This is a genomic window from Paenibacillus lupini, from assembly GCF_011761355.1.
GTDB lineage: Bacteria > Bacillota > Bacilli > Paenibacillales > Paenibacillaceae > Pristimantibacillus > Pristimantibacillus lupini.
The window spans coordinates 248,224-273,140 of sequence record NZ_JAASRW010000001.1; the positions used below are offsets into that span (position 1 = coordinate 248,224).

Genomic DNA, 24,917 nt, shown 5'->3' on the forward strand with positions numbered 1-24,917 from the left:
TACTGCTTTCTATTGAGAAAGTAGATTTAAATAAAGTTGGGGTATGAATTGAGGAGGTTATTTCCATGTCAGAAGAAATCAATGTTCAAGACCAAGCAGCTATGGACAACTTTGTGTCCTTGAAAAAAGGCGATACTGTAAAAGGCACGATCGTCAAAATCGATGATAACCAAGCTTATGTAAGCCTTGGATATAAATATGACGGTGTCATCCCGGTTCGCGAACTTTCCGCGATTCAACTGGGCAACGCGAGCGAAGCTGTTCAAGTTGGCCAAGAGGTTGAACTGAAAGTAGTTAGCATCGACGACGAGAAAGAAAAACTCGTTCTGTCGAAACGCCTGATCGACGGCGAAAAAGCTTGGGACGGATTGCAATCCCGTTTCGAGAGCGGAGAAGTATTTGAAGTAGTTGTTGCTGACGTTGTAAAAGGCGGCCTTGTCGCTGACGTTGGCGTACGCGGCTTCATTCCAGCTTCGATGGTTGAGCGTCATTTCGTTGAAGACTTCAGCGATTACAAAGGCCGTACGCTCCGCGTTAAAGTTAAAGAAATTGACCGTGAGAACAACAAAGTGATCCTGTCTGCGAAAGAAGTACTGGACGCTGAGTTCGAACAAAACAAACAACAAGTAATCGCTGGTCTGCAAGTTGGAGCGCAGCTGGAAGGTACTGTACAACGTTTGACTCCATTTGGTGCATTCGTAGACATCGGCGGCATCGACGGTCTGGTTCACGTATCTGAGCTGTCGTGGCAGCATGTGGCACATCCGAAAGATGTTGTTTCGGAAGGTCAAGCGGTTACGGTTAAAGTACTTAAAGTTGACCCAGCTGCTGGTAAAATCAGCCTGAGCTTGAAAGCTGCTCAACCAGGTCCTTGGGAATCGGCTGCAGGCCAATTCAATGTAGGCGATATCGTTACAGGTACTGTACGCCGCCTTGTAACATTTGGCGCTTTTGTTGAAATCGCACCAGGTGTTGAAGGTCTTGTACACATCTCGCAAATCGCTCACCACCACATCGCGACTCCTTTCGAAGTATTGAAAGAGGGCCAAGAAGTGCAAGCGAAAGTGCTTGATTTCAATTCTGCTGAGAAGCGTGTCAGCCTGAGCATTAAAGAAACTCAAGAAGCACCAGAGCAATCGGCTTCTGAACAAAAAGCACCTAGAGCAGGCGGTGGCAGACCACAACGCGGCGAGCGTCCAGTGAAAGCAGAAGATTTGGGTAACAACCCGAATGTCAGCTTGAACAGCTCGAGCATGAGCTACTCCCTGGCAGAACGTTTCGGCGACAAGCTGAGCAAATTGAAATAATTAATATCGTTGACTTTAAGAGGCTAATCCTGATTGCAGGGTTAGCCTCTTTTCTATGTTCAATTTGAAAAAATCGGGAATAGCACCTTTTATTTGGAGCATAATAGGTCGACGAGAGGTGATCATGCTGGTGAATGCCGGATATATTTCAATTTGGATTATGCTAATGGCTTTTATATTAATGACAACAGGATGGTCAGACTTTGTAGGGCTGCCTATGAAGAACAAAAAGTGGTTCATTATTGCGCTCTCGGTGTGCGTAACTCTACAGCCTATACAGGAAACCTTTCATCTAGGAAACGTTCAGATCCACCTCTACGCAGGCACCATTCTGCTTATGCTGATTGCCTTGCTTGCCATGCGTGGTCCATTAGTGTGGGATTCGAGAGGATATTTGCTGGTCTGTGCGCTCCTGGCCGGTATGATCTGGGGCAGTGTAAGGAAGATGTATAGTGTTGATCCGGTCTTCTTCTGGCTGGATCCATTATTGGACGGGCCGATTGTAGCGGGAGTATTGGCTTCTGCTTTCTCATCGAAAGGTCAGCATCAATTCACGGTTCTCTTGTTCGCAGGCGCGACTGCGGAGCTGGTTCATGCCTTGCTGCAGAGAAACATATATGAAGCTGCCATTGGCTCCTTGCAATGGTGGGACAGTGTTTGGATTGCCTTTACCGCCTCCAGAGTTGTCAGTCTTGTCTTTTTGGCTGCACGTGCAGGCGTAGTTCGATTTATAGCCATACCATGGAGGAATAAAGGAGGAAGCTCATCGGAATGAATGCTTATTTGGTGGAACATAAAATGTTGATCGGCGTATTGATGGGTATCGTTTTTGGTATTGTATCGCGTCTTCTTATGCTGCGTACCGATTACAGGCAATACCCAACTTACCCGCATGGAAGAATCATCCATATCTCTCTTGGTGTTATTGCTGCAGCGCTTGGTGCAGTTGCCGTACCGGCACTTTACAATAAAGACTACACGGCTATCACCTTCCTGTCGCTCGCGGCACAGCAGTTTAGGGATGTGAGGAGCATGGAGCGGACGACGCTGACGAAGATTGACAGCATGGAGCTAGTCCCTCGTGGATCGACCTACATAGAAGGCATTGCAATGGTGTTTGAAGGACGAAACTACCTGGTTATTATGACAGCACTTGTTACAAGCCTGTTCGCCATTGTCTGGAATATATACTTTGGGGTAGTAGGCGGCATCCTATCTCTCCTGTTTGTTCAGTATTTGAAATCGGGGAAAGCCATGTCCCATATCGTTCGTGCGGAAAGCGCAGAAGTGCGGGTTGACGGACCGGATCTATTTGTTGGTGATATCTATATCATGAACGTTGGCCTTCAAGCGAATCAAGAAATCATTAAAGAACGGGGAATGGGATTTATTCTGACCCCTTATAATCCCAATGGCAAAGTAACGATTAGCAATTTGGGACAGCGGCAGGCTATTCTATATGATTTGTCCACGATCTTAGGCGTATATCGTGATGACGGAGAGCCGGCATTAATTCCAATGGCTAAGCTGGATATGAAAGACGGGCGGATGGCGATATTTTTCCTGCCGCAGGATATGGATGTGGAGAAAGCGCTGCTTATTATCAATAAGGTGCCTATTCTAGAATCTGCTGTTCGTATGCCTACAGAAGCGTCGGTAAATAAGGAGGCAGCTAATAATGGCTAAGATTATTGCAGTCGTATCTCTTGAGCCTGATAAAATTGGTGGTGGGGCTCCTATCTTTATAGCTCCTGATGAGGCAGCGATGCAGCAGACTGCTTTTCTGTTGGAGAAAATATTAGATGCCAGTGCGCATGACTTGAAAAACGGTACGATTATTATCGTAAACCATCACTAAAAGATGAAAAGTTAGCCAAGAACGTTGTTTTTTGCTATGATGTTAAGCGTGAGTATTTCTGAAGGAGTGAGCATTCAGCTATGGCAAGACCCGTTATTGCAATAGTCGGTCGCCCGAATGTGGGCAAATCCACCATTTTTAACCGGGTGGTTGGCGATCGTCTGGCAATTGTTGAAGATAAACCGGGCGTAACCCGGGACCGTCTTTATAGCCCAGGAGAATGGAATGGTAAAGCATTCAGCATCGTAGATACAGGCGGTATTGAAATTGATGGTGAAGATGAAATTATGAAGTCTGTCCGGATGCAGGCAGAGCTTGCAATCGAGGAAGCGGATGTCATCATCTTCATGTGTGACGCCAAAACAGGCATTACACATGCGGACGAAGAAGTGGCACAAATGCTGTTCCGTTCCCGTAAACCGGTTGTTCTTGCTGTCAATAAAGTGGACAACTTGAACCGGATGGATGAGGTCTATGAATTTTACGGCTTAGGCTTTGGTCAACCAATCGCAATATCTGGTTCGCATGGACTTGGTATTGGCGACTTGCTTGATGCGGCTATTGAGAAGCTTCCGGAACTTGAGGATGACGGCTATGATGACGACGTTATTCGTGTAGCTCTGATCGGCCGCCCGAATGTAGGGAAGTCCTCGCTTGTTAACGCCATTCTTGGGGAAGAGCGTGTTATTGTCAGCGATGTCGCGGGCACAACGCGTGATGCAATCGATACCCCGTTTGAGAAAGATGGCCAGCGGTATGTACTCATTGATACGGCCGGTATGCGTAAACGTGGTAAAGTGTATGAGTCTACAGAGAAGTACAGCGTTATGCGCGCGATGAAAGCAATTGAGCGTGCCGATGTTGTACTTGTGCTCATTAATGGGGAAGAAGGCATTATCGAGCAGGATAAACATATTGCCGGTTATGCGCATGAAGCAGGCAAAGCTTCAATCTTTGTAATAAACAAGTGGGATGTCGTTGATAAAGATGATAAAACGATGCAGGCGTTCACACAAAATATCCGTGACCACTTCCTGTTTATGACGTATGCACCAATTGTCTTCCTTTCTGCGAAAACAAAACAGCGTTTGCATAAGCTGCTCCCTGTTGTTAACCATGTATCGGAACAACATGCGATGCGGATTCAGACGCATCTGCTTAATGATGTCGTATCGGATGCGGTTGCTTATAACCCGCCGCCAACTGACAAAGGCAAGCGCCTCAAAATCAACTATGTGACGCAAGTGGCGACCAAGCCGCCTACGATCGTTATCTTCGTAAACAATCCGGAGATGATGCATTTCTCGTACGAGCGTTACTTGGAGAATAAGATTCGTGCAGCCTTCGATTTCGAAGGAACGCCTGTCCGTCTGTTTACAAGACGGAAGTCCGATGAAGATTAGGGGAGAAGAAGCTTGATATACGCTGTAATCGCGGTTATTCTGAGTTATTTGCTAGGCTCGGTATCGTTTAGCATTGTTATTGCCAGATTAGTCAAAGGCATCGATATCAGGGAGCATGGCAGCGGCAATGCAGGCGCAACAAACACCATTCGTGTTCTGGGCAAAGGCCCAGGCCTGCTTTGCTTTGTGCTTGATTTCGGTAAAGGGATTGCTGCTGTATGGATCGGCCACTGGCTGGGACAGGATGACTGGACATCAGCAATATGTGGTCTCGCTGCTATTATGGGGCATAATTGGCCGATCTACTTCAACTTCAAAGGAGGCAAAGGGATTGCGACTACGATTGGCGCAATCTGTGCGCTTGCCTTTGTACCGGCCCTTGTTGCCGGTGTTGTTACGATTATCGTCATTGCCATTACGCGTTACGTATCGCTTGGATCACTTATTTTCGCGGCTTTGACGCCTGTCCTTATTGCGATTTTTTATTATTCCGCTCCCGTATTAACGGTTAGTCTTATTCTGTGCTTATTTGCATTCTGGCGTCATCGTTCGAATATCGTGAAGCTGCTGCAAGGAACGGAGAACAAGCTAGGAGCTAAGAAAGGATCGTGATTGGCAGATGACGCAAGTAAAGACGGAACATAAAGGGCGTGCAGCGGTTCTGGTGGCAGGAAGCTGGGGAACTGCGCTTGCTGCTGTACTGGCGAGCAACGGCTACAACGTACAGCTATGGACGCGTTCTGCTGAGCATGCGGAGCAGATGAATACGAGCCGTACGAATGAGAAGTATTTACCTGGCGTAATTCTGCCGGAATCGCTATATGCGACAACAGATATGCAGGAAGCTCTGCAAGGAGCAGAGCTAGCGTTATTCGTAGCTCCTTCGTCTGCTATGCGGTTGGTTGCGACGCAAGCCGCTCCATATCTAACGGAAGATACATTGGTGGTCCATGCGACAAAAGGCTTTGAAGCCGATACGTTGAAACGGATGACGACCGTATTAGCGGAAGAACTTAACCGTCCTGCGGAGAAGATCGTGGTCCTCTCCGGCCCAAGTCATGCGGAAGAGGTTATTCGTAAACAGCCGACAACGGTTGTTGTCGCTTCTGCGGATCTGAAAGCAGCCGAGCAGGCTCAAGATGCGTTCATGAACACCGATTTCCGTGTTTATACGAATCCGGATGTGGTAGGCGTTGAAGTAGCGGGTGCTATTAAAAATATTATCGCGCTTGGCGCGGGCTTATCTGATGGCCTTGGCTTTGGCGATAATGCCAAGGCAGCACTGTTAACCCGTGGTCTTGCAGAGATCAGCCGACTTGGCACTGCAATGGGGGCCAACCCGCTTACATTTGCAGGTCTTGCTGGCGTTGGTGACTTAGTTGTAACTTGTACGAGCCAGCATAGCAGGAACTGGCGTGCAGGCTCCATGCTGGCAGACGGTACGCCTCTTGATGAAGTGCTGGAACGTATGGGCATGGTTGTCGAAGGGGTTCGTACAACACGTGCAGCTAATGAGCTTGCTAAGCAATATAACGTTCAAATGCCGATTACAGCTGAGCTGTATAGTGTCTTGTTTGCAAATAATTCACCAAAGTCAGCGGTTGAGAATTTGATGGGCCGGTTAAAGACCCATGAAATTGAACAGCTAGACTAAGACATGCGCCTATACCATTCAATTCCCCCTCTCATATGATGTTGCAAGGCTAATGCTTATATGGTCCGCAGCGACATCGAAGGAGGGGAATAGAATGGCTAAAGATATTTCCAAAGATGTTCTTAATGCAATAAACAAGAAAACGGGGAAAAACATTTCCGAGAATGCGGTTAAAAAATTGGCGAATGGTGTATCGGCATCAACGATGCAGAATGAAGAAGAGCTTCGCAAGCTAATTAAGCAGGTTTCGGATATGGCAAAGGTTCCAGTCTCCGATAAAACGATGAATGATATTGTGAAGGCCGTGAAAGCAAGCGGCATGAGCATAGGCGGTATAGAATCGCTGATCAAAATGATGATCAAGTAACACAAACGCCCAAAAGCTGCTCTTTTTCAGCAGCTTTTGGGTTTTTTTGTCCTTTTTTGTACTTGATGTTATAATAATTGTTGCATTTATCACGGTTATCGATTAGGAGTAGATTAGTTCATGGATCCAATGACGAAGATGTGGGTATCTTTAATCGGAATAGGGTTGATGGCGATCGCCGCCGTTATGATTACATTTGCCCGATTAAAGACAAAGGGCGTACTTAAATTTTCTTTATCCTTTATTTCTTTTATTTTGCTTATGTTTGGTTTTCTATGTGGATTAATCGCGATTTTGTAGCTGCATGAACGTACATAAAGCCGGTGTGAAAGGAATCATTGTCTCATGATTGAACTAAAGGGGAGAACAAAAACCGCGATTGTCGAGCCAGAGGTTGGTGAGTCGCTGCTTCGGCACGCGTTAAAGGCGAAGGTGGACTGGTCCTCGAATTGTACACGTGGAACTTGTGCAAGATGTCGCTGTTTCATTGAAGAGGGGGCAGCTGGTCTCGCAGGAATTACGGATGCGGAATGGGATCGGATGGAGCCGGAAGAGTTCGAAGAGGGATACCGTCTTGCCTGTCAGGCTGTCGTGAATAATAAAGAGATATCGATCAAAGCGATTAACAAGCCGTATTTCTGATTCTGACGTGTTAAAGGGACTAAGCTTGGAAGGATGTGCAGTGAATGGGGAAGAGAACACAGATCGAGAGCGCTTTAGCTGCCATCGTCCAGGCGCTTAATGGCACAAGTGCAGCATGGGTAGTAGGAGGCAGTACGGGTTTAATGCTTCGTGGTCTTCCATTACTGGCTGCACCTAATGATATTGATTTATATACGGATGACGAAGATTATGATCGGATTTACGAGAGGCTGGAGCCCTATGCCGCGGATACGAAGCAGCTGAGCGAATGCGGAAGTTATCGTTCGATGCTGAGTCACTTTGTCATAGAAGGAGTGTCCGTAGAGCTGGTTGGAGGCTTCGTTGTGCGTGCGAAGGGCTGCCGTTATGTGACGGAAGTTCGGTCGCTGCTGGGACCATCCTCAGAGCTGGTTATTATTCAGCATGAAGGACGGGATATAGCTGTCCCGGTTATTCCGCTCGCACATGAGCTTTGGTTCAACGTGCTGCGCAATCGAGAAGACCGCATTCAACTAATTATAGAACATTATATTATGGATCCATCCCGTCATGAGAGATTAAGGCTGCAGTTGGAAAAGCGAAATGTACTAACGGTGGAAGCGAAAAAGCAATTAACGCAGCGGCTTGCTGATCGTCAGGCAGGTGTTGCTAGATGAGCACCAAAGTGACATTCTGGCCGTCTGGTAAGGCCATTGAGGTGAAGCCCGGAACATCATTACTCACAGCGGCAAGAAAAGCTGGTGTCCTTATTCAAACGCGATGTGGTGGTAATGCGGCTTGCTTTATGTGTAAAGTACAAGTTCGTCCAGGCAGTGATCTGATGCCAATTGCTGATGACGAAAGGCGCAAGCTGGCTGGTTTAGATGAACAAGGCTGCCGGCTGGCCTGCCAAGCGAAAGCGAGAGGGCTTGTAGAGGTGGATGTGCCGCTTGATCCACTTCGGGCAGCTGTCCAGAAGCTGCTGGCCAAGCAAGCGGAGGAAAGCGATGATTTGTGGTAGAACGAGGAGGAGCAGCAAGTCATGTGGAATAAGAAGAAATTGAAGTCTGGTATTATGCTTGTCATTCTTACGGTTACTGTTCTTTCATTAAGCGGATGTATGTATCCGAAGAATGAGTTGAAGCAGAATCAGGCCGCGCCAAAGGAAGCGGTTCGTAATGTCCAGGCAGCCATTGATCAATATCAATCGGAAACAGGTATGCTTCCAATGAAGAACAGCGATGCAGATACGCCAATATATGAAAAGTTTCTCGTTGATTTTGCCCAACTGAAGAACAAAGGCTATTTGAGCAGTATTCCGACTGCAGCTTTCGAGAATGGCGGTAATTATTATTTCTTAATTATCAATGAAGAGACCAAGCCGCAAGTCAAGCTGATGAATCTGAAGACTTATCAGCAAATCAATGACATTCAAAGCTGGGTTACTGAATACGCCAATAATCATAATGGTGAGTGGCCGAAAGGTGAGCAAGCCTACCCGGGTTATTTCTACATAGATTACAAAGCGATGAACAAGAAAGCTCCTGATCTGCGCAGCGACTATTCCTATCAGACGCTTGCAGCAATCATGGACGAGCAAGGACATGTGTATATGGACTACGGAATTGATATTATGCAGACGATTCAGAAGAATGGTGAAGATGGTCTTACTGCGGATACTGATCTTCGCTCCATTTTGGCTGATGCTGATATGTTCGTACCGGTCAAAGCTCCCGTTTATCATTGGGTAAATAAGGAACCGCAAGCAGTAACGACACAGGCGAAATAACCGATAATCTATAGCTTTTGATAAATCCTCATTACAGTCCGCAGCGGATCTGTAATGAGGATTTTTTGGTATAGAAACTCTCTCTGGCTCATATAACTCAATCTTGGAAGGGCAAGAACGTGACCCGATTTAATAAAAAAAAGATTTCGTGAGGGAATCGGCATAATCGGTGAGCTAGGACAATATGATATTACTAGTCCAACAAAGCTGTACGAGTTGCGTCGCTGGCCTGCCCTCTTGTCCGGTGGAAGGCGGCGAACCGGAAAATCAATTGGGAGGGGATATTCAGTGGAGAAAGTGGACATTTTCAAGGATATAGCCGAACGTACTGGCGGGGATATTTACCTCGGGGTAGTAGGGGCTGTCCGTACGGGCAAATCAACGTTTATTAAACGGTTTATGGAGACGGTCGTGCTGCCGAATATTGCAAGCGAAGCCGAGCGTGTTAGAGCCGTTGATGAACTTCCTCAAAGCGCCGCGGGAAAAACTATCATGACAACTGAACCGAAATTCGTACCTAATCAAGCGGTACAGCTGCGGGTCAGCGAAGGTCTTGATGTGAACATCAGGCTGGTTGATTGTGTTGGCTACGCCGTTGAAGGGGCGAAGGGCTATGAGGACGAGAATGGTCCTCGTATGATTACAACGCCTTGGTTCGATGAACCAATCCCGTTCCAAGAGGCGGCGGAGATTGGGACCAGGAAGGTTATTCAAGAGCATTCTACCTTAGGTGTAGTCGTAACAACTGACGGCTCTATTGCGGAAATTCCTCGCAGTTCTTACGTGGAAGCAGAAGAGCGTGTAATCAGTGAGCTGAAGGAAGTCGGCAAGCCATTCGTCCTCATTATTAACTCGACGCGTCCTCGCGGTGAAGAAGCGATTCAGCTTCGTGGTGAACTGCAGGCCAAATACGATATTCCGGTTATTACAATGAGCGTTGCGACAATGGGTGAAGAAGAAGTCATCTCTGTCCTGCGTGAAGTGCTCTACGAGTTCCCTGTTCATGAAGTCAATGTAAATCTGCCAAGCTGGGTTATGGTTCTTAATGAGAATCACTGGCTGCGCAGCAATTACGAAAACTCCGTTCGTGATACAGTCAAAGATATCCGCAGATTAAGAGATGTTGATCGTGTTGTCTCTCAATTCTCGGAATATGACTTTATCGCAAGAGCCGGACTTAGTGGCATGAATATGGGGCAAGGTGTTGCTGAGATCGATCTGTACGCACCAGATGAGCTCTATGACCGCATCTTGATGGAGGTTGTTGGGGTTGAAATCCGCGGCAAGGATCATCTCCTCCAGCTGATGCAGGAATTCTCTCATGCGAAGCGGGAGTACGATCGGTTCGCAGAGGCGCTGGAGATGGTCAAAGCTACCGGTTACGGTATCGCTGCTCCTACGCTTGCTGAGATGGCACTGGATGAGCCAGAGCTTATCCGTCAAGGCTCACGCTTTGGCGTAAGGCTGAAAGCGACAGCGCCTTCGATTCATATGATCCGTGTCGATGTGGAATCAGAATTCGCACCGATTATCGGATCGGAGAAGCAGACCGAAGAGCTGGTTCGTTACTTAATGCAGGATTTCGAAGCAGATCCGATCAAGATCTGGGAGTCAGACATATTCGGCAGATCACTTCATTCCTTAGTGCGTGAAGGTATTCAAGGCAAAATCGCCATGATGCCGGATAACGCCCGCTACAAGCTGCAGGAGACACTCGGAAGAATTATTAACGAGGGCTCTGGCGGTCTCATTGCTATCATTTTATAAAGCTAGAAGGAAGAACGGTTGAACCGGCTTACATGCCGGATCAGCCGTTCTTTTTGTTTGTAACAATTTATTCATTGCAATTATGCCTGACCGTTACTATAATGGCAATTGTTGCACAGTTCGATCTTTTTCGACAAAAGCAAGCTTGAAATGTTTCTTTTTTCCTATTTTAATGAAAATAATACTTAAATTCCGATTGACATACTTGGTGAAAATGATATGATAGCAAATAGATAATTCATCTATCATTTATGGTTAGAGAAAAAGGGAGAGAAGATCATGAAAAAATGGGGTAAACTTTCTTTGACACTGCTTGTTGCCATTGTTCTTGTTATTGCATCGGCATGCGGCAACAGCAAAACGAACAACAATGATTCCGCTAACAACGCTGCAACGAACGCACCAGCGAACGCGGCAGAGAACACATCCACAGGCAACAGCGAGCTGGATGCACTGAAAGGCAAGAAAGTCGCACTTGTTATGCAATTCAATACGGGCACATTCTCTTCACAATATGTAGAAGGCGTGAAAGAACAAGTCGAGAAGTTCGGCGGCACAGCTCAAGTATTTGCTTCAGATAATGATCTAGCTAAAATGTCCTCTAACCTGGATGCAGCAATTAACCAAGGCTTCGATGGTATTCTGATCGACCATGGCCAAGCTGGCGCATTGGAGCAAGGTATCAATAAAGCAAAAGAAAAAGGCATCAAAGTTGTTGTATTCGACGCTGATGTGAAAATTGACGGCGTACCAGTTCTGCAACAGGATGATCAAGCGATGGCTGATCTGACGCTAGAGCAGCTTGCGAAAGACGCTGGCGGTAAAGGCAACATTGTTAAAGTATGGGTAGCAGGTTTTGCACCAATGGAACGCCGCCAAGTGGCATATAAAGCTTTCCAAGAAAAATATCCAGACATTAAACAAATCGCAGCTTTCGGTAACGCGAACAACCCTGCAATGGATACACAAGCACAAATGGAAGCAATTCTGAAGCAATACCCGAACAAAGGTGATATTACAGCGGTTTGGGCTGCATGGGATGAGTTTGCTAAAGGTGCTGCTCGTGCGATTCAACAAGCAGGCCGTACTGAAATTAAAGTATATGGTATCGACATGAGTGATGAAGACTTGCAAATGATCCAAGATCCGGCTAGCCCATGGGTTGCATCGGCTGCTGTAGATCCAAAAGATATCGGCCGCGTTCAAGTTCGTACGCTTTATAAAGAATTCAAAGGCGAGCAAAATGATCCGCTTGTTGTACTGAATGCTGTTTATGTTCACCGTGATCAACTGCCTTCTGAGAAAGTAAGCACGACTCAATTGTCCCAATACATCGATGGTTGGGGTAGCAGCACGCAGAACTATGAAGACTGGATGAAAGAACTGGAAGGTTCGAAATAAGGCTTATGCTTACGAAGCAAGAATTGTTTCACAATTCTTTTTAACGAAACGCTGGAGAGGTGCACATGATGAGTGTTGCAAAACAATTGCAAATGATGGGGATCCGGAAAGCTTTTTCCGGCGTCCCCGCCCTCCGCGACGTCGATTTTAATCTGCAAAGCGGCGAAGTTCATGCACTGCTCGGTGCTAATGGCGCCGGTAAGAGCACTTTGATGAAAATATTATCAGGTGCATATAGCCAGGACGAAGGTACCGTAACAATCGACGGGCGACAGGTTCATATTGATTCACCCGGGGATGCCAAACAGTTGGGCATCCATTGTGTCTATCAGGAAGTGGATACCGCTCTTGTTCCGCAGCTAAGCGTAGCAGAGAACGTTATGCTCGACCGAATTTCCAGTAAAGGCAGCAGCTTATGGCTGAACTGGCGCAAGCTGGAGAAGCAGGCTGAGGCGACCTTAGCACGGCTTGGTGCAACGATTCCGGTCAAGAAGAAGGCAGGAGAACTGACGCTCGCTGAGAAGCAGCTTGTTTTGATCGCCAGACTACTTACCGAGCAAGCTAAATACGTTATTTTTGACGAGCCGACCGCACCGCTAAGCCTCGAGGAAGCGGAGCGGTTATTCCGTGTTATTGGGCAGCTCAAAGAGCAGGGAATAGGCATTGTGTTCATCTCCCACCGTCTGCCAGAGGTGTTCCAGCTCTGTGACCGCATTACGGTTATGCGTGATGGGCAGCAGGTCCTGACGAAGCCTACTTCAGCTGTCACAATTGATGAAGTCGTACAAGCGATGCTTGGCCGAGTATTCGAGGAGGAGTTCCCGAAGGCGGAGGTCGCAATCGGCGAGCCGCTGCTTGAAGTATCCGGCATCTCACGCGGCCACCATGTAAGGAATGTCAGCTTTAACGCAAGAAGTGGTGAAATCGTTTCAATCGTAGGTCTTGTGGGTGCAGGTAAGACTGAGCTGTCTAGAGTACTGTTTGGTGCTGATCCTGCAGATCGAGGGACCGTATCGATCAGCAAGAGAGTCATAAACAACAGTGAACCAGCTGATGCTATCGCTGGAGGTGTTGTTCTTGTGCCGGAAGAGCGGCGCAAACAGGGTATTCTTGTAGGCGAATCTGTTCAAAACAATCTAAGCCTTCCGATTCTGAAGCTGTTGACGAAGAGCGGCTTTTTGTCCGGGAAGAAGGAGTCTAACAATGCAGAAGCGATTATCGGCAAGCTTGGTATAAAGACATCTTCACCTCAGCAGAAAACCGGCCATTTGAGCGGCGGCAATCAGCAGAAGGTATCGATAGGCAAATGGCTGCCAACAGGTGCAGAGGTGTATTTGTTCGACGAGCCGACAAAAGGCGTAGATATCGGCGCAAAAAGTGATATTTTCCGTATTATCGGATCACTTGCCGAGCAAGGAAAAGCAATTGTGTACTTAACATGTGAATTTGCAGAGGCTATGGGCATTGCCGACAGAATTCTTGTCATGTGCGACGGCGCATTGGTAAAGGAATTTAAGCGCGGTGAAGCCACGCAGGAGCTGTTGATGCTGTATGCGAGCGGCGGCAAGGAGGAGCAGGCATGAGAGAGAAGTCACTAGATTTCATTTTTAAATTTGGATCATTACTTGTTATTGCCTTAGTTATTCTATTCTTCTCGATGTGGGATGAGCATTTCTTTACTTACGCGAATTTGTCAGATATATTACGGTCGATTTCCATCACAACGTTTGTCGCAATTGGCGTTACGTTCTCCCTGACGGTTGATGGCTTTGACTTATCGGTAGGTTCTACTGTATCGTTAACTACAGTTGCGACAGCGGCTTTAATGGTTTGGTATGAGCAGCCACTCGTTGTTGTTATCATTGTTGCCCTGTTGATTGGTGCCATAGTGGGCTTGCTTAATGCGCTGCTTATCGTCAAAATCCGTATACCGGATATGCTGGCAACGCTGGCGGTTATGTACATCATTGGTGGTATTCATAAGACATACACAAAGGGTTATTCGATCTATAACAACATGCCTATGCCGGACGGCTCTACAGCACCTGGCAAGTTTAGTGACTCCTTCCTGTGGCTAGGTCAAGGCAAATTGCTAGGAGTACCTGTACCGGTTGTGTTGATGGTCGTTGCAGTCATTCTCGTGCATTTGTTCTTCAAATACACAAGATGGGGTCGTCAAATGTACACAACTGGCGGCAATGAAGAAGCTGCCCGCCTGTCAGGTGTACGCGTACGCCGTATTCGTATGGCTGCTTATATCGCATCCGGTATTTTCGCAGCGATCGGCGGTATTTTATATGCTGCTCGGGTGGGTACTGGACAAATTGATGCAGGTGCTCCGATGATGATGGAATCAGTCGCTGCTGTATTTATCGGGTACTCCGTACTTGGAGCCGGCAGACCTAATGTAATCGGTACATTCTTTGGCGCGATCTTGATTGGTGTGCTCTTGAATGGCATGACGATGATGAAGGTGCAATACTATGCGAATGACATTGTAAAAGGAACTGTGCTTGTCCTCGCGCTGGCTGTTACCTTTATTCATTTGTCCAGAAGACGCAGCGGATAAGATGAAAAATAGATGAAAGTGTAGAGAACCTCTCTTGGCTACTTGAAATTGGAAATCGCCTGTATTACTATAAGTTTGTTTGAGGTTGAGGTATATTTTTCAAGTATTCCGTTAATAAGAGGGATAAGATGACTCTTCATTTGTCTTTAGGGAGGTGAAACAAATGAACAAAACCGATTTGATTAACAAAGTGGCTGAATTATCCGATCTGTCGAAGAAGGACGCAACGAAAGCTGTTGATGCAGTATTCGAAGCGATTTCCGATGCACTTCAAAGCGGAGATAAAGTACAACTTGTAGGCTTTGGTAACTTTGAAGTTCGCGAACGTCAAGCTCGTAAGGGCCGTAACCCGCAAACTGGCGAAGAGATTGATATCGCTGCAAGCAAAATGCCTGCATTCAAGCCTGGTAAATCTCTCAAAGACCTCGTCTCCAATTAATTGCTTTTGCACAGCGTCCGAACGCCCAGCGTTCGGACGCTTTCGTTTGTATAGACTACCAAGTCTTGCATGACGGAGCTGGTCTATAGTATAATCGAGCGCAGCAATAGGATGCTAGAGCAGCCAAAGGCTTACGAAGCAAGAATTATCACAACTGGCTGAAGAAGCCATTTGTGTGACAATTCTTTAAAGCACACGCTTTCGAAGCAATGAAGTTTTCACAATGTGCCTTAACATGGCTATATTAGGCGATGATTCATTTAAAGCGGGATGCTTACGAAGTAAGAATTATCACAACTGGCTGAAGAAGCCATTTGTGTGACAATTCTATAAAGCACATGCTTTCGAAGCAATGAAGTCCTCACAATGTGCCTTAACATGGCTATATTAGGCGATGATTCATTTTAGGAGGGTTAAGATGGAGCCGACTCAAGGCGATTACATCGTTATTAAAGCGAAGGATCAAGGCGTTCAAGTGATTGGACTCACGCGTGGTCAGGATACCAAGTTCCATCATACGGAGAAGCTGGACAAAAATGAAATATTGATCGTACAATTTACGGACCATACATCAGCGGTCAAAATCCGCGGCAAAGCTTCAGTTATGACCAAGCACGGTATTGTGGATACAGATCAATAATAATAGGAACGGACAAGCTCCCTCTCACGATATCGTGTGCAGGGAGTTTTTTTTGTGCATAGCTTGGCTACTTTGGTTGTAAAATGGGATATAAGGATCATTGGCAACGTAAATTGATCGGAGGGATTCCGTTATGCGAAAAGCTTATCTCACAGCGCTTGGAGCTGCGCTAGCCGTAACAGCGGTTATTGGCTTGCTGCCTCACTCAGGTGTTGGCCCGGGCAAGGATAGGGGAGAGATTGCTGTATTCCATCCCTCCGAAATGAAAAGACTGACGAGCAGTAACCTTGTTGATGCGTTAATTGGGCTGCAATTGACGGGAAGTGTAGATAAAGTGGAGTGGAGCCAAGCCGTGCTGACCGTGGAAATGCGTGCGGATGAGGATCAACAGATGGAACGCTGGTACAAGGATATGGAGAAGCTGATTCGATTGTCGTTCACCCAGATGGAAAATATTAACCGGCTGCTCATTCGATACGTGGATAAGAAGGAAAGCAGTCGATTATTGTTTGCAGCGGATGTTCGCCGTTCGGACAGCTGGCTGGAAGAAAATTTAAGTGAACTTGCCGATGCGGATCCGCTTCATGATGAGCTCTGGAGAAAGCGGCTGCGCATTACTTATACCTCTGAGCTTGAGAAGCAGCTTGGTCCCATTGACACCTATTCTACTGCGCCGCTCCGATCTTCATAGAGGATTGTATCAAATTCATGAACAATTCTCAGTTACAGCTAGTATCGTATGCTCATTACATAAAGTTGTGCTATAATAGTTTAGATTATTTAGCGGCGATTCCGCTTGTCTGTTCGGAGGCTTACCCCATGAAACCATATCGTATCAACGAGCTCGCATCCAAGTATGTCGAGTATGACATGATTCAAACTTACACCGAGCTGCCTGCTTTTCCCGATCCAAGGCTGCGGTTATTGCACGCTGTACTGAATGAGCACGGAGCCTTGGCCCCGAAGAGCGAGCTTTATTCGCTTGTCGTATCGCTCGTACAGCTGGGCATGGATACGCATGACCTGATCGATACGGAGGAGAACCGGCGCTCAGAGAAAGAAATGAGAGCAAGACAACTTAAGGTGCTGGCAGGCGATTATTTCAGCAGCCGATTTTATTCGCTTCTGTCGCAAGCTGGACAGATTAGCATGATATCCAAGATTAGTACGGCCGTATGCGAGGTTAACCGATTGAAAATGGATCTTTATATAAAGATGCAGCAATCGAAGCTGAAGGCAGAAGATTATCTGAACAAATTAACACGGCTTAAGAGCGAAATGTTCCAGTTGTTTGCTGAGATGATGGAAGGGGCATTCGTGAAGTTATGGCCGGAGATGCTGCAGGATGTAAGTCGCTGCGAGGCAGTACTGGACGAAATGGAGCGTTTTGATTCATCATCCCGGTTTTATCAAAGCTGGGCTTATTGGCATGTCATGCAGGAAGGCACACCCGACGAGCAGCAGCGATTGGCTGACAAGCCGGAACCTTCCCTGATTTATGATCTGCTTGGGAAGTATGAATTGCAGAGCAGACTGGTCTCCAAGCTGAAACACGCGGCAGATAATCTGCGCAGTACAGCAGCTAAGCTCGAATCCGACCAGTTGAAGAAAGTGGTTCAGGATTTGGCGGATTCATTCTTGGAGAAGATGGCAGCCCATACCAGTGCTTAACGAAATGAGGGGAACAACAGATGAACGCAAAAGCTAATTCCAGCTCCAGTTCTAGCTCGAAAGAACATGTGCATGCGCTCTTTGAGAACATTGCACCGAAATACGATATGATGAACGATCTGCTCAGCTTCCGCCGGCATAAAGCCTGGAGAAAGTTTACGATGCGGAAAATGAACGTACAGCCGGATCAAACAGCGCTTGATCTGTGCTGTGGTACGTGTGACTGGACGATTGCCATTGCGAAAGCAAGCGGCACCGGCCATATAACCGGACTTGACTTCAGTCAGAATATGCTCGATGTGGGAGCGGTTAAGCTGCAGAATGAAGGCCTTAAGGAGCAGATTACACTTGTGCAAGGGAATGCGATGGAGCTGCCTTTTGCCGATAATTCCTTTGACTATGTCACGATAGGCTTTGGTCTTCGGAACGTTCCGGACTACTTGCAGGTTCTGAAGGAGATGGAACGAGTCGTTAAGCCTGGGGGCATGGTTGTGTGCCTAGAGCTGTCGAAGCCGATGTGGCAGCCGTTCAAAGGGCTGTATTACTTATACTTCGAACGTATGCTTCCAATGATGGGCAAATGGGTGGCGAAGAGATTCGACGAATATAAGTGGCTTCCGGATTCCTTGAAGCTGTTCCCGGATGCCAAGCAATTGTCCGAATTATTCCGTCAAGCTGGATTAAATGGAGTACAAGCTTATCCACTGACCGGTGGAATAGCGGCACTTCACATCGGTACAAAGGAGAAATCACAGCAATGATTCGCAAACTTCGTATTATTTTGGAAATGATAAAATTTGAGCATTCCGTCTTTGCACTTCCATTTGCCTTTATGGGTGCAGTGCTTGGCACATTAGCAGTTGAGAAACGGCTGCCAACCTGGGGAGAGATCGGCTGGATTGCACTTGCAATGGTGGGTGCTCGCAGCGCGGCAATGAGTCTTAACCGGGTTATTGATAAAGCTATTGATAAAGCTAATCCAAGAACGGCACAGAGGGCACTGCCAGCTGGCCTCCTCAAATCGTTCGAGGTCTTATTATTTATTATCGTCTCGTTTGTCCTGTTGTTTGTGGCAGCGGCGAATCTGGACCCAATCGCGATGAAGCTGATGCCAATTGCGGTTGTGATGCTTGTGCTGTACTCGTATATGAAAAGAATTACTTGGCTCTGCCATGTTTTCCTTGGCCTTACCATCGCATTGTCTCCGCTTGGCGGCTGGGTCGCGGTTACGGGTTCATTGAATGCTTCGGCGTGGGTGCTTTACTTTACGGTAGCGCTCTGGATCGCCGGCTTCGATATCGTCTATGCGACACAGGATTACGAATATGACCGCGATAACGGTCTGCATTCTATTCCTGCCCGGTTTGGCCTTTCTGGTGCTCTATGGATCGCTAGATGCTTCCACGTTGTAACAGCAATCGGGTTCTTTGCTTTGTTCTGGATGACAGAGCTGAGCTGGGTCTACTTGATCGGTACAGTTGCATCGATTGTTATGCTGTTCTATCAGCACTGGCTGGTACGTCCAAATGACCTGTCCCGTGTACAAATTGCATTTTTCGGGATGAATGGTACGCTTAGTGTAGTCCTGTTTGTATTCGCTATGGTTGATTTGCTGGCGGTGCATCAATGGTAGAACGGACGAAAGAAGCTAGACCCAAACGTTGGGTAGTTGGTATCACAGGTGCCAGTGGATCCATCTACGGCATACGGCTTATCGAAGAACTGCTTCAGTCAGACTACCTTGTTCATGTCGTTGTGACAGAAGCGGGCTGGCGTGTGCTTAAGGAAGAGCTTGGATGGGATACGTCACGTCGGCAGGCAGCTCTGGAGAAACATTTTGGAGAAGCGCTAACTTCTGGCAGACTGGTGTTTCATCCGAACGCAGATATTGGCGCCAGCATTGCAAGCGGATCCTTCCTGGTGGAAGGAATGGCTATCGTACCTTGCTCGATGGGTTCCTTGGCCTCTATGGCTAGAGGGATCTCGGATGATCTGCTGACCCGCGCAGCGGATGTCATGCTGAAGGAAGGACGCAAGCTGATCATTGTACCGCGCGAAACACCGCTCCATGCGATTCATTTGGAGAACATGCTGACGCTGGCACGCCTTGGGGTAAGAATCATTCCGGCTATGCCGGCCTTTTATTATAAACCGCAATCAATGGACGAAATGATTAATTTCCTTGTCGGCAAAGTGCTTGATAACATGGTTATCGAGCATCAATTATTTAGAAGATGGGGAGATGAACATCATGATGGGCAGACCGAATGAGCCGCTCCGTGTCGGACGCATTGACTATGCAAATGCATGGCCGTTATTTCACTATCTAGAAGATTACACCGAACAAGCCGGCATTGATGTTGTGCTGAAGGTACCTGCGGAGCTTAACCGGCTGCTGCGAGAAGGGGAGATACAAGTTTCGGCTGTGTCTTCCTATGCTTACGGGATGAATGATCAAGATTATATTCTACTGCCGCATTTATCGGTGGGCTCTGAGGGCAAAGTAAATTCAATCCTTCTATTCCTGAAGGAACCGATCGAGCAATCTCCGCCGAAGCACATCGCAGTAACAACTGCTTCCGCAACCTCGGTTAATTTACTTAAAATATTGATGAAAAAGTATTATGAGCTTGATCCTATATACGAACCCGCTGAACCTAATCTCGAGCATATGCTTGAATCGGCAGATGCTGCCCTCCTCATAGGGGATCCGGCGATTCGCGAGTCATGGGAAAGCAAAGGTCTGACAGTTATTGATCTGGGTGAAGTGTGGAATCTCTGGACGGGACTTGCTATGACGTACGCAGTTGTAGCTGCTCGAAAAGAAGCGGTGGAGTCTTACCCTGAAGCTTTCCAGCGTCTGTACAGAGCGTTTACAGCTAGCAAAGAACAAAGTGTAGACAATCTTAAGCCGCTTATCGAGAAGGCTTGCGAACAGCTTGGCGGCGATCCTGCTTATTGGCAAATGTACTTCACAAGCCTGAATTATGATTTTGGGCAAAAGCAGCAAGAGGGTTTGACCTTATATTTCCGTTATGCGAAGGAACTTGGTTTGCTGGACCATGAGGTAAGCCTGCATTTTTATAAAGAAGAATCTCTGCCGAACAGGTGAAAGAATGAAACTATTAGATATTTTCGCAAAGTTAAAAGGTGATATGAACCGAATCGAGCAGGAGCTGGAACGTAGTATAACGTTTGGTGATGAACTGCTTAGCGAGACGTCTCTTCACCTGCTAAAGGCAGGGGGGAAGCGGCTGCGTCCCGTCTTCGTGCTGCTTGCGGGCAAGTTCGGCCATTACGATCTGGATAAATTGACGAAGGTTGCCGTACCTCTGGAACTCATTCATATGTCTTCTTTGGTACATGATGATGTCATCGATGATGCAACGACACGGCGCGGACAACTTACCGTCAAATCCAAATGGGATAACCGAATTGCCATGTACACGGGCGATTTTATTTTTGGCAGGGCGCTTACGATTGCGACAGAACTGGAAGATCCGTTTATTCACCAGATGCTGTCGAAATCATTGGTCCAAATGAGTATTGGCGAAATGGAGCAAATCCGGTATTTCTTCAACACGGAGCAATCCATTCGGGATTACTTGCTGCGCATTCGGCGTAAGACAGCGCTTCTTATTGCAATCAGTTGTCAGCTTGGTGCAGCGGCCGCAGGTGCAGACCGGGACACGGTGAACCGTTTATACCGGTATGGCTATAACGTTGGGATGACGTTCCAAATTCGTGATGATCTGCTTGATTTGTTTGGCACTGAGAAGCAGATTGGCAAACCCCCGGGATCGGATATTCATCAAGGCAACATTACGCTGCCGGTTATCCTGGCGCTTCAGGATGAGAAGGTACGCGAACCGCTGCTAGAGCAGATCCGTATTATTCGGGAACATAACGGCAATGTTGATACTAAGCCGGCCATTTCGCTTATTAAAAGCAGTAAAGGCATTCAACTGGCGGAACAACTTGCCGATGATTATATTAAGAAAGCTTTGCATGCTCTGGAGGGATTGCCTAGTATCGGGGCGAAGAAGAACTTGATTGACATTGCGCATTTCGTCGGAAAGCGTAATTATTAAAGGATTCGCAATTCTTTAAGCTAATGCTTACGAAGCAAGAATTACTTCGCAATTCTTTAAGCTAATGCTTACGAAGCAAGAATTGCTTCGTAATTCTTTAAGCTAATGCTTACGAAGTAAGAATCGCTTCGCAATTCTTTTTAGGAGGGAACCTAATGGAAAGAACATTTTTGATGATTAAACCAGATGGTGTACAGCGTGGCCTTATCGGTGAAATTATGTCGAGGTTTGAGCGGAAAGGTCTGAAGCTTGTTGCTGCTAAGTTTATGGTTGTAAGCAAGGAACTTGCAGAAAGCCATTATGCTGAACATAAAGGCAAACCCTTCTACGAGCCTTTGCTTACGTTTATTACTGCAGGCCCTTCCTTTGCAATGGTGTGGCAAGGTGACAATGTCATTGCGCTTACCCGTGCGATGATTGGCAAGACGGATGCGGTTGATGCTTCCCCAGGCACCATTCGTTCAGATTTTGCCGTACATACGAACTTGAACTTGATTCATGGATCGGATTCACCAGAAAGCGCAGCACGGGAAATTGCGAATTTCTTCTCTCCTGAGCAGCTTGTAGATTACGAACATACGATACAGCGCTGGATCTGATTTTTCTCGAGCTGTAATACTGGAGGCGGCTATGTCGGAGGATCTGGATTTCAATCTTTTTATACAAAGAATGAAGGATAAGACGAACATTGATTTATCGCAATATAAAGAAGCACAGATGAAGCGGCGGCTTACGACTTTGCGGCAAAAGCATGGTTACAATACGTTCGAACTGTATTGGCGGGCGATTGAGCAGAATCGGAGTCTGATGAATGAATTTCTGGACCGGATGACGATTAATGTCTCAGAGTTCTGGCGTAACCCTAACCGGTGGGAAGTACTGCAAAGCCGCTTCCTGCCGGAAATGCTGCAGCGCAGTGAACGGCTTAAAGTATGGAGTGCAGCTTGCTCGACGGGAGAAGAGCCTTACACAATCGCGATGATCCTCTCCGAGCTTGGTGCACTTGGCAAGGCATCGGTAACAGCGACTGATTTGGATACGGTTGTTCTGGAGAAAGCGAAGGAAGGGCAATATTTGGAACGCTCCCTTCGTGATGTCCCGCCGGCATATCGACAGAAATATTTTCAGCCTGATGAAGGTATGTATGCGGTGTCGGATAAGCTCAAGAACGCTATTCAATTCAAACAGCAGAACCTGCTGCATGATGCTTTCGACCATTCCTTTGATCTCATCGTTTGCCGTAATGTTATGATTTATTTCACAGAAGAAGCCAAGCACTTATTATATCAAAAATTCGCAGCAGCCCTTCGTCCGGGCGGATTGCTCTTCGTCGGCAGTACAGAACAAATTTTCTCACCTTCTCAATATGGATTTGAATCGGCGGATACCTTCTTCTACAGACGAATCGAAGGGTAATTTCTAATTCATGTATACCGTTTTCCATCGACTCCAATACTAGTGGTAACCGAAACTTAATTGGAGGGTGAAGATGGACAAGCGAAAAGTGATTCAGGCTTATCGAAGCGGGATCATTTCCATTCAAGAATGTGCTCAAATTCTCGGTCTCGATAGTCGTCAATTACCGAATTTGATGAATCAGATGGTATTTAAGACGGAGCTGGATACGAGCAAACGATTTGTGAACAGCTAGGAGATAAGGCGGATGTTAAAGTCAGTGATGACTGTAACGTCCGCCTTTTTTTATGCCATTACAGGCAGTCCTCATTTCTTGTCAAAGCATACAGCCTGTACTATAATGAGCAAAGATGTTTACATAACAAAACGCTCGGAATATAAACAGTTAGGATGGTACGAATCATGCGCGAACTGAAAGTTGAGCTTGGCGAACGCTCTTATCCCATTTATATCGGCGAAGGTCTCTTGCAGGAGGCTCCTGCTTATTTCAAAAAGCACCAAATCAGCATGAAATCACCACTTCTTATTATTACGGATGAACGTGTAGCCCCGCATTATTTGGAGCCGCTCGAGAACAATCTGCGTGAAGCTGGATTTACAGTGTCGAGTGCAGTAGTTCCTGCAGGTGAGAGCTCTAAGTCTTTGACCATGCTGGAAAGCCTCGTAACGAAAGCGCTGGAAGCTGGACTTGACCGGAAATCTGCCATTGTCGCTCTTGGCGGCGGTGTTGTAGGGGATTTGGCTGGGTTTGTAGCGGCATCTTATATGCGCGGAGTCAAATTCATTCAAATTCCAACGACTATTTTGGCACATGACTCCAGTGTAGGCGGCAAGGTTGCGGTTAACCACCCGCTCGCGAAGAACATTATTGGTGCTTTCCATCAGCCAGAGATGGTTCTTTATGATTTGAATACGCTGCAGTCGCTTCCTCCAAGAGAAGTTAGCGCTGGGTTATCCGAAGTCGTGAAGCATGGACTGATCTGGGATGCAGAATTTACGGCATGGTGCGAAGAGAATGCGGACCGGCTGCTGGCTCTTGAGCCAGATGCTCTCGGATATGCCCTATATAAAGGATGCAGTGTTAAAGCTGCTGTCGTATCTAAGGATGAACGGGAGAATGACCTGCGTGCTATTCTAAACCTTGGTCATACGATTGGCCATGCGCTTGAGGCAGTTGCCGGCTATGGGGAGCTGCTGCACGGTGAAGCGATCTCGATTGGTATGATTGGATCTGCCAAGCTTGGATTGCGGTATGGAGCACCTGAGGAAGTCTATACTACAACCAAACGTGTATTATCCAAAGTTGGCCTGCCGGTTAAACTGCCGGAGCATTTCGATGTGGATGCCATTATGGATGCAATGATGCACGATAAGAAATTCAGCGAAAGTACGATGGTATTTGTTGTACCAACAGAGATCGGTAAAGTGGACATTAAGAAGGATGTTCAGTCCGCTTGGGTACGGGACATTGTTGAGCAATTGAAACTGGAGGCGTAAGATGATGAGTGTTAGAGGAATCCGCGGAGCCATTACCGTAGAAGCGAATGAGAAAGAACAGATGTTGCAGGCAACCCTTGAGCTTTTGAACGAAATCGTGAAGCAAAATGCAATTGACCCAAGCGATATCGGCAGCGTATTTATTACGGTTACGCAGGATTTGGACGATACATTCCCTGCAATCGCAATCCGCCAGATGGCTGGATGGGATCTTGTCCCATTAATGTGTGCGTTGGAAGTGCCGGTTAAAGGCAGTCTGGAGCGTTGTATCCGATTCATGATTCATTATAATACGGATAAGTCTCAAGCAGAAATTAATCATGTGTACTTAGCTGGCGCACGTGTGCTTCGTCCTGATTTATCCAAAAAATCATAATTGACGTACAGCCCAATCGGTAGTATATTGAGAACTAATAATAAATAGCAC

Annotated in this window: 31 protein-coding genes; all 31 read left to right on the plus strand. The window is 46.9% G+C overall.

Features of this window, described 5'->3' with window-relative positions; translation table 11 throughout:
• Window positions 1-65 precede the first annotated feature (65 nt).
• The 31 genes from rpsA (at window position 66) to aroH (ending at window position 24,866) form a co-directional block, all read left to right on the plus strand.
• The gene (rpsA, locus tag FHS17_RS01290; protein ID WP_167273007.1) at window positions 66-1,307 is read left to right on the plus strand and encodes a 30S ribosomal protein S1; all 1,242 of its coding nucleotides are present in this window, start codon (window positions 66-68) and stop codon (window positions 1,305-1,307) included.
• Between the two features lie 124 nt (window positions 1,308-1,431).
• Entirely contained in the window at window positions 1,432-2,082 is a 651-nt protein-coding gene (locus FHS17_RS01295; protein WP_424992007.1) for a YphA family membrane protein, read from the plus strand.
• Entirely contained in the window at window positions 2,079-2,993 is a 915-nt protein-coding gene (locus FHS17_RS01300) for a YIEGIA family protein (protein ID WP_167273013.1), read from the plus strand. Before FHS17_RS01295 ends, FHS17_RS01300 begins: the two co-directional genes overlap by 4 nt.
• Window positions 2,986-3,165, plus strand: coding sequence for a capping complex subunit for YIEGIA (locus FHS17_RS01305; RefSeq protein WP_167273017.1), 180 nt, complete (start codon window positions 2,986-2,988; stop codon window positions 3,163-3,165). The genes FHS17_RS01300 and FHS17_RS01305 overlap by 8 nt, the downstream gene beginning before the upstream one ends.
• 80 nt (window positions 3,166-3,245) lie before the next feature.
• A complete protein-coding gene (gene der / locus FHS17_RS01310; protein ID WP_167273020.1) occupies window positions 3,246-4,568 on the plus strand; it encodes a ribosome biogenesis GTPase Der in 1,323 nt (440 codons plus the stop codon).
• Between the two features lie 12 nt (window positions 4,569-4,580).
• Window positions 4,581-5,180, plus strand: coding sequence for a glycerol-3-phosphate 1-O-acyltransferase PlsY (gene plsY, locus FHS17_RS01315; RefSeq protein ID WP_167273023.1), 600 nt, complete (start codon window positions 4,581-4,583; stop codon window positions 5,178-5,180).
• Between the two features lie 7 nt (window positions 5,181-5,187).
• A complete protein-coding gene (locus FHS17_RS01320) occupies window positions 5,188-6,222 on the plus strand; it encodes an NAD(P)H-dependent glycerol-3-phosphate dehydrogenase (RefSeq protein ID WP_167273026.1) in 1,035 nt (344 codons plus the stop codon).
• Window positions 6,223-6,316: 94 nt separating this feature from the next.
• On the plus strand, window positions 6,317-6,589 hold the full coding sequence (locus tag FHS17_RS01325; protein ID WP_167273030.1) for a stage VI sporulation protein F: 273 nt from the start codon (window positions 6,317-6,319) through the stop codon (window positions 6,587-6,589).
• 120 nt (window positions 6,590-6,709) lie between these two features.
• A complete protein-coding gene (locus FHS17_RS01330) occupies window positions 6,710-6,889 on the plus strand; it encodes a DUF2768 family protein (protein WP_167273032.1) in 180 nt (59 codons plus the stop codon).
• Window positions 6,890-6,934: 45 nt separating this feature from the next.
• A complete protein-coding gene (locus tag FHS17_RS01335; protein WP_167273034.1) occupies window positions 6,935-7,231 on the plus strand; it encodes a 2Fe-2S iron-sulfur cluster-binding protein in 297 nt (98 codons plus the stop codon).
• Between the two features lie 44 nt (window positions 7,232-7,275).
• Window positions 7,276-7,887, plus strand: a complete 612-nt coding sequence (locus tag FHS17_RS01340) for a nucleotidyltransferase family protein (protein ID WP_167273036.1) — start codon at window positions 7,276-7,278, stop codon at window positions 7,885-7,887.
• Window positions 7,884-8,231, plus strand: a complete 348-nt coding sequence (locus FHS17_RS01345) for a 2Fe-2S iron-sulfur cluster-binding protein (RefSeq protein ID WP_167273037.1) — start codon at window positions 7,884-7,886, stop codon at window positions 8,229-8,231. The genes FHS17_RS01340 and FHS17_RS01345 overlap by 4 nt, the downstream gene beginning before the upstream one ends.
• A gap of 21 nt (window positions 8,232-8,252) precedes the next feature.
• Entirely contained in the window at window positions 8,253-8,999 is a 747-nt protein-coding gene (locus FHS17_RS01350; protein WP_167273040.1) for a DUF3939 domain-containing protein, read from the plus strand.
• A 288-nt stretch (window positions 9,000-9,287) separates the two neighbouring features.
• Window positions 9,288-10,766 carry a stage IV sporulation protein A gene (spoIVA, locus tag FHS17_RS01355; RefSeq protein ID WP_167273042.1) on the plus strand — a complete coding sequence of 493 codons (1,479 nt, stop codon included), beginning with the start codon at window positions 9,288-9,290 and terminating at the stop codon, window positions 10,764-10,766.
• Window positions 10,767-11,045: 279 nt separating this feature from the next.
• Window positions 11,046-12,167 (plus strand): sugar ABC transporter substrate-binding protein, encoded by a 1,122-nt coding sequence (locus FHS17_RS01360; RefSeq protein WP_167273045.1) that lies wholly within the window; start codon window positions 11,046-11,048, stop codon window positions 12,165-12,167.
• Window positions 12,168-12,232: 65 nt separating this feature from the next.
• Complete coding sequence (locus tag FHS17_RS01365; protein WP_415639829.1) at window positions 12,233-13,750, plus strand: sugar ABC transporter ATP-binding protein; 1,518 nt, start codon at window positions 12,233-12,235, stop codon at window positions 13,748-13,750.
• Window positions 13,747-14,736: an ABC transporter permease gene (locus FHS17_RS01370; RefSeq protein ID WP_167273048.1), complete on the plus strand. Its 990-nt coding sequence runs from the start codon at window positions 13,747-13,749 to the stop codon at window positions 14,734-14,736. Before FHS17_RS01365 ends, FHS17_RS01370 begins: the two co-directional genes overlap by 4 nt.
• A 163-nt stretch (window positions 14,737-14,899) precedes the next feature.
• Complete coding sequence (locus tag FHS17_RS01375) at window positions 14,900-15,175, plus strand: HU family DNA-binding protein (protein ID WP_127494178.1); 276 nt, start codon at window positions 14,900-14,902, stop codon at window positions 15,173-15,175.
• Between the two features lie 418 nt (window positions 15,176-15,593).
• Window positions 15,594-15,815 carry a trp RNA-binding attenuation protein MtrB gene (gene mtrB / locus FHS17_RS01380; protein ID WP_167273051.1) on the plus strand — a complete coding sequence of 74 codons (222 nt, stop codon included), beginning with the start codon at window positions 15,594-15,596 and terminating at the stop codon, window positions 15,813-15,815.
• A 133-nt stretch (window positions 15,816-15,948) separates the two neighbouring features.
• A complete protein-coding gene (locus FHS17_RS01385; protein WP_167273054.1) occupies window positions 15,949-16,506 on the plus strand; it encodes a hypothetical protein in 558 nt (185 codons plus the stop codon).
• Window positions 16,507-16,634: 128 nt separating this feature from the next.
• Entirely contained in the window at window positions 16,635-17,486 is an 852-nt protein-coding gene (locus FHS17_RS01390) for a heptaprenyl diphosphate synthase component 1 (RefSeq protein WP_167273057.1), read from the plus strand.
• Between the two features lie 20 nt (window positions 17,487-17,506).
• Window positions 17,507-18,247: a demethylmenaquinone methyltransferase gene (locus tag FHS17_RS01395; protein WP_167273060.1), complete on the plus strand. Its 741-nt coding sequence runs from the start codon at window positions 17,507-17,509 to the stop codon at window positions 18,245-18,247.
• A complete protein-coding gene (locus tag FHS17_RS01400; protein ID WP_167273065.1) occupies window positions 18,244-19,119 on the plus strand; it encodes a UbiA-like polyprenyltransferase in 876 nt (291 codons plus the stop codon). Before FHS17_RS01395 ends, FHS17_RS01400 begins: the two co-directional genes overlap by 4 nt.
• Window positions 19,113-19,757: a UbiX family flavin prenyltransferase gene (locus FHS17_RS01405; protein ID WP_167273068.1), complete on the plus strand. Its 645-nt coding sequence runs from the start codon at window positions 19,113-19,115 to the stop codon at window positions 19,755-19,757. The genes FHS17_RS01400 and FHS17_RS01405 overlap by 7 nt, the downstream gene beginning before the upstream one ends.
• Window positions 19,738-20,598 (plus strand): menaquinone biosynthesis protein, encoded by an 861-nt coding sequence (locus FHS17_RS01410; RefSeq protein WP_167273072.1) that lies wholly within the window; start codon window positions 19,738-19,740, stop codon window positions 20,596-20,598. Before FHS17_RS01405 ends, FHS17_RS01410 begins: the two co-directional genes overlap by 20 nt.
• A 4-nt stretch (window positions 20,599-20,602) precedes the next feature.
• Window positions 20,603-21,577 (plus strand): polyprenyl synthetase family protein, encoded by a 975-nt coding sequence (locus FHS17_RS01415; protein ID WP_167273077.1) that lies wholly within the window; start codon window positions 20,603-20,605, stop codon window positions 21,575-21,577.
• Between the two features lie 155 nt (window positions 21,578-21,732).
• The gene (ndk, locus tag FHS17_RS01420; protein WP_167273080.1) at window positions 21,733-22,176 is read left to right on the plus strand and encodes a nucleoside-diphosphate kinase; all 444 of its coding nucleotides are present in this window, start codon (window positions 21,733-21,735) and stop codon (window positions 22,174-22,176) included.
• A 31-nt stretch (window positions 22,177-22,207) separates the two neighbouring features.
• Entirely contained in the window at window positions 22,208-22,993 is a 786-nt protein-coding gene (locus FHS17_RS01425) for a CheR family methyltransferase (RefSeq protein WP_167273085.1), read from the plus strand.
• A gap of 73 nt (window positions 22,994-23,066) precedes the next feature.
• Window positions 23,067-23,228: a hypothetical protein gene (locus FHS17_RS01430; RefSeq protein ID WP_167273089.1), complete on the plus strand. Its 162-nt coding sequence runs from the start codon at window positions 23,067-23,069 to the stop codon at window positions 23,226-23,228.
• A gap of 167 nt (window positions 23,229-23,395) precedes the next feature.
• Window positions 23,396-24,490: a 3-dehydroquinate synthase gene (gene aroB, locus FHS17_RS01435; protein ID WP_167273092.1), complete on the plus strand. Its 1,095-nt coding sequence runs from the start codon at window positions 23,396-23,398 to the stop codon at window positions 24,488-24,490.
• A 4-nt stretch (window positions 24,491-24,494) separates the two neighbouring features.
• The gene (gene aroH, locus FHS17_RS01440) at window positions 24,495-24,866 is read left to right on the plus strand and encodes a chorismate mutase (RefSeq protein ID WP_167276287.1); all 372 of its coding nucleotides are present in this window, start codon (window positions 24,495-24,497) and stop codon (window positions 24,864-24,866) included.
• The last annotated feature ends 51 nt before the right edge of the window (window positions 24,867-24,917 follow it).